This is a genomic window from Protofrankia sp. Cj3 (genome assembly GCF_917627355.1).
Classification (GTDB): domain Bacteria; phylum Actinomycetota; class Actinomycetes; order Frankiales; family Frankiaceae; genus Protofrankia.
In genome coordinates, this window is record NZ_CAKJTR010000026.1 from 10,858 (window position 1) to 15,722 (window position 4,865).

The 4,865-nt window shown below is 68.3% G+C and carries 3 protein-coding genes; 2 read left to right on the plus strand and 1 reads right to left on the minus strand.

Going from position 1 to position 4,865, the window contains the following annotated elements:
* Positions 1-26 precede the first annotated feature (26 nt).
* Both hypE and MJ783_RS05710 read left to right on the plus strand, forming a co-directional pair.
* The gene (gene hypE, locus MJ783_RS05705) at positions 27-1,097 is read left to right on the plus strand and encodes a hydrogenase expression/formation protein HypE (RefSeq protein WP_370651454.1); all 1,071 of its coding nucleotides are present in this window, start codon (positions 27-29) and stop codon (positions 1,095-1,097) included.
* A gap of 57 nt (positions 1,098-1,154) precedes the next feature.
* The gene (locus tag MJ783_RS05710; protein WP_239308874.1) at positions 1,155-1,718 is read left to right on the plus strand and encodes a gluconokinase; all 564 of its coding nucleotides are present in this window, start codon (positions 1,155-1,157) and stop codon (positions 1,716-1,718) included.
* Here MJ783_RS05710 and MJ783_RS05715 read toward each other — a convergent pair.
* Positions 1,666-4,590 (minus strand): TIR domain-containing protein, encoded by a 2,925-nt coding sequence (locus tag MJ783_RS05715; protein ID WP_239308875.1) that lies wholly within the window; start codon positions 4,588-4,590, stop codon positions 1,666-1,668. The genes MJ783_RS05710 and MJ783_RS05715 overlap by 53 nt on opposite strands.
* Between the last annotated feature and the right edge of the window lie 275 nt (positions 4,591-4,865).

The following is a 4,865-nucleotide window of genomic DNA, read 5'->3' on the forward strand; positions in this document are numbered from 1 at the left end:
CCAGCCCAGCCGTCCCCGGTCCCAGCATCCTCAGCCCGGCCGCCACCGACCTGACCGGCGCCAGCTGCCCGTTGCCGCTGGCGGAGACCGAGAAGGTCATGCTCGGCCACGGCAGCGGCGGGCAGCTGTCCGCCGGGCTCCTGCATGACGTGCTCCTCCCGGCCCTCGGCGCGGCCGCGCCGGCCGGCGTTCCCGAGGACGCGGCCGTGCTCGACATCGACGGCACGACAGTGGTGCTGAGCACCGACTCCTTCGTGGTGAGCCCGCTCTTCTTCCCCGGCGGTGACATCGGCTCGCTGGCCGTGCACGGGACCGTCAACGATCTGGCGATGATGGGCGCCAGCCCGCTTGCCCTGGCCGTCGCCTACGTCATCGAGGAGGGTTTTCCACTCGAGGATCTACGGCGGGTGACAGCCTCGGTCGGCGCGGCCGCGGCCGCTGTTGGCGTGCCCGTCGTCACCGGAGACACCAAGGTCGTCGGTCGCGGTGCCGCGGACGGGATCTTCGTGACCACGACCGGGATCGGCCGCCGCCTGCCCGGCGCACGTGTCTCGGCCGGCTCCGCCCGCCCCGGGGACGTCATCGTGCTCTCCGGGCCGCTCGGCGCGCACGGCACGGCCATCCTGAGCGCCCGGGAGTCCCTCGGCTTCAACAGCGAGATCACCTCGGACACCCGTCCCCTGCACCGGCTGGTCGCGGCCATGGTGGCGGGCGGTGACGCGGGGCTGCGCGCGATGCGCGACCCCACCCGCGGCGGTGTGGCGTCCGCGCTGAACGAGATCGCCGCCGCGTCCGGGGCCGGGATCGAGATCGAGGAACAGGCCGTGCCCATCCCGGCCGCGGTGGCCGCCGCCTGCGAGATCCTCGGCCTGGACCCGCTGCACGTCGCCAACGAAGGCTGCCTCGTCGCCGTCCTCGCGCCCGAGGTCGCCGACGCCGTGCTGGCCGCGATGCGCGCCCTGCCCGAGGGCCGGGACGCCACCCGCCTCGGTACCGTCGTCGCCGCCCATCCCGGCCGGGTCGTCATGCGCACCCTGCTGGGCGGCACCCGCATCGTCGACATGCTCGTCGGCGAACAGCTCCCCCGCATCTGCTAACGTGCGCTCTCCAGCCGCCAGCGTGCGCTCCTCGCAACCGCGCCCAGGAGAATACGGATGACCCGGTCCGCAAGCATCTCGCAGCCGATCGCCGTGGTAATGGGAGTGGCTGGCAGCGGGAAGACCACGATCGGCCACCTGCTCGCGGAGCGGCTGGGTGTCGTCTATGCGGAGGCCGACTCGTTCCATCCGCCGGCCAACGTCGCGAAGATGATGGCCGGGCAGGCGCTTGACGACGACGACCGGCGGCCGTGGCTGGCTGCCATCGCGGCCTGGATCCGGGATCAGGTGAACACCGACAAGGGCGGGGTGGTGTCGTGCTCCGCGCTCAGGTTCCAGTACCGGGACCGGCTGCGCGAGGCGTACCCTGACGCGTGGTTTCTTCACCTGGATATCGACCGCGCGCTCGCCGTCGAACGGGTGGCCAGCCGACACGGCCATTTTATGCCGGCGTCGTTGGTGGACTCGCAGCTTCAGACGTTGGAACCGTTGCTTCCCGACGAGAGAGGCACCGTGGTCGACGCCTCCGCCGCACCGGAGGAAATCACCCGGACCGCGCTGAGACGATTTAACGAGTATCGAGCGGCGGGCCACCCCGAAGAGCCGCCAGCCGCTCCCTGACGTCATCCAGGTCCTTGCCGGCGCCGACGCTGAAATAGCCGTCCCGAGCGTGTTCAAACGAGGAGATGGCCTGGGCGTAGTCGTGACCACTCGCCTGGCACTCACCGATGCCCCGACATGCCCTGGCTTCCTCGAGCCGGCTGCCCGCCCGCACCGCCAGCTTCCGGGCGCCGTCGAATTCGTCGCGCGCCCGGTCGGGTGCGCCAGACTTCAGCCACAATCGGCCCAGGTGGTTGCGGACCTCAGCAACCCCGAGATTGTCATTGATTGTGTCATACTGACGCAACGCTTCGTTCAACAGTTCGCGCGCCGCGTCCCGCATCGCGGGATCCTTCCTCCCGACGGACCAGCCGACATTGAAGACAGCGACACCGAGGTTCTTGGACGCATTGGCGACGCCAATCTCATCGGCAACCTCACGATACAGCCGCAGCGCCTCTTCCAACAGCTTGAGCGCATCCTCGTAGGATTCACCCTCGTTGTGGACGATGCCCATCTCGTGAAGCGCGTTGGCCTGGCCGAGCAGGGCCGCGCGGGTACCACCCACCGGTAGGCCCAGGCGCTGGAACCGGTCAAGCCGACGAAACAGCTCGACGGCGTCCGCCAGGATCTCCACCGCCTGTCGCTGATGGCCCAACAGGCGGTAGGTGATCCCGAGGTCGTTGAGCGCGATGCCCCGGGCGCGCGCGTCACCACACCGTTCGGCGACGTCAGCGGCCAGGTGGTGCAGTTCCGCCGCGTTCTCCCACGGCCCGTTGTTACGGAGATAGCCCGCCATGGCATCAATCAGGGCAACTACCATCTGTTGTCGATGCCAGACAGTTCGCCGCCGGCCACCGACAGTCCACCGCCAGCTCCAGGCATCTCCCATCCGGCTTAATGGGCTTAATGGGCTTAATGGGCTTAGCTGGCTTAATGGGCGGCCGGTCACCGCTTCGACACGGGCTATGAGCGCCGAACCGCGGCCCCGCTCGACCGCGCGACGATCGAGCCGCGCGGCATACTCGATGCAGCCGAGCAGATTCGGCTCCTCGACCGTGAACCAGGCCAACGCCTGCTGGCGTGCTTCCCAGCCGAGCGGTACTCGTGAGGCAGCAGCGGGCCGGCTGTGGCGCAGCAGGAACCATCCCGCTCGCCGCGCCATATCGGCGGCCTGTGTCTGGTAGTAGCAAAGCAGCCGGTCAAATGCGTGCGCACGGGCGTCAGCGCCACTGGCGGGCAACGAGGGAGGCCTGGGGAGCCGCTGGGCGGCGTACGAGGCGACCACATCATGCATCCGCCAACGCCCCGGGGCGTTGGCGGGCCTGACCAGATGGGCCCGCTGCAACGTGCGCAGTTTCCAACTTGCCCGCCACGGCTGCCAACCAACCAGCGCAGCCGCGGCCTCAGTCGATATCTCCGCGCCGGGATTGACCGGTAGCAGCCAGAACAACTCAGCCGCGGCCGGGTCATGACGTACCATGCGCTCCCAGGAAAGCGTGAGGATCGGCGCCAGCAGCCTCTCGTCATTGTCCGGACAGACAATATCGTCCGGACAGACAACCGGGACGGGGACGTCAGCGAGGTCGGCGACCAGGTCGGTCACAGCCAGCCGCGGGCTGTCAGCCAGCAGCGTGCCGGCGATACGCAGGGCGAGGGGCCACCATCCGCACAGTGTGGCCAGCTCGTCAGCCGCGCCACGCTGCTGGACCACTCGCTGGTCGGACGGGTCACGATCGCAAAGCACACGGCCGAGGAGCTTTACCGCGTCCGAGGGGGCGAGAGCACCCAGCTTGACGACCTGACGGTCAACAAGATCGAAAACGTTCCTTCGGGACGTCACCAATACCCGATGGGCCGGGTGCTCGGTCAGCAGGGCGGCAATCTGATCCACATGCGAGACGTTATCGAGCACCAGTAGTACCGGTTTTCCGGCTTTGGCCTGTTCAGCCAGCATGCGGTAGTAAACCGCGGCCTGTTCGCCGAGCGTGGCGGGGAGCTCCTGAGCCCGGTCAAGGGCGACAAGTAAAGGACGGTAAACCTGATCCGCGCCGATCCCCGGATGGCGGCCGTAACCCTGCATGTCAACGATGAAGGCGCCACCGGAAAACCCGCCCTTGCCCACCGCGTGAGCGGCGGCGCGGCGTACCAGCGCCGTCTTTCCCGTCCCGCCCGGTCCGATCACCACCGCGGCCAGCCGCGCGCCGGTGCCGGATCTGGCCCCGGCCCCGGCCGACGCCAGCAGCCCCATCAACTTCGCCAGCTCAGCACCCCGGCCGACAAACGCCTCCGACCCCGCCGGATCGTCGGCCGCCACGCTTTCCACGACCACCCGGCCCATATCGCCGAACGGCTTACCGGGGGTGGGGAAGGGCGGCTCGGGCATCGATCGCGCCTGGCCCGGAAGCATAGGCGCGCGACCGGGTTTCCCCCGGCCGGCCAAAGCGCTCTCGATGCCGGCAAGCAGCCGCCGCCGCGCGACGCCGTGCGGCGGTTCGCCGGCCGGCAGCCCGAACAGGTCTATTGATCTGATGTGGCTGATTTCCGGTGGTACGGAGCAGTCCTCCACTTTGATCGGTACAAGCCTGCGGTCAGACCCGTCCTGGTCACCATCCAAAGCGGACTTCACGCCATATGCCCGCATCACATGCACATGGGCCTTCGAAAGCAGCAGGATCACGCGCCGCGCGCATGTGGCGCTCGCACCTATGCCCGCCACCCAGTGCGTTCCAGGGACACCGTCCCAGGCCTCTATCAGCGTCCGGTAACCAACATCCTCCAGCTGCCAGGCGATCCACTCCGCCCACCGCTGGTCGTTCTGAGCATAAGAAATCAAGAAGTCCGGGTCCCGCCGGACCACCTGCTCAGCGTCGATTCCCCCCGCCTCGGGCACGAACCTGATACTGCCGCATAAAAAAGCCACCACGAGCAGGTTTCCAGAACTTGACAGTTCGTTGACAAATCAGCCGCCCGCGCGATTGTGGACAACAGGCCCCCATACGATCCGAAACGACGGGGCGTCCGCAGGCCGCTGGTCCGCGCGATTGAAGATCGACCGGATAAGAGCGCCCGGCAATAGGGGTGTGGATCAAGGAGTGGGACTGGGGTGCATGCATCGCGAGGCGGTGGAGGGAGCCACCGGAGGTGGTGGGTGGCGACTGACGAGCC

Coding starts and splice junctions, on each gene's coding strand:
- MJ783_RS05710 (WP_239308874.1), top strand. CDS start 1,155: ATGACCCGGTCCGCAAGCATCTCGCAGCCGATCGCCGTGGTAATGGGA.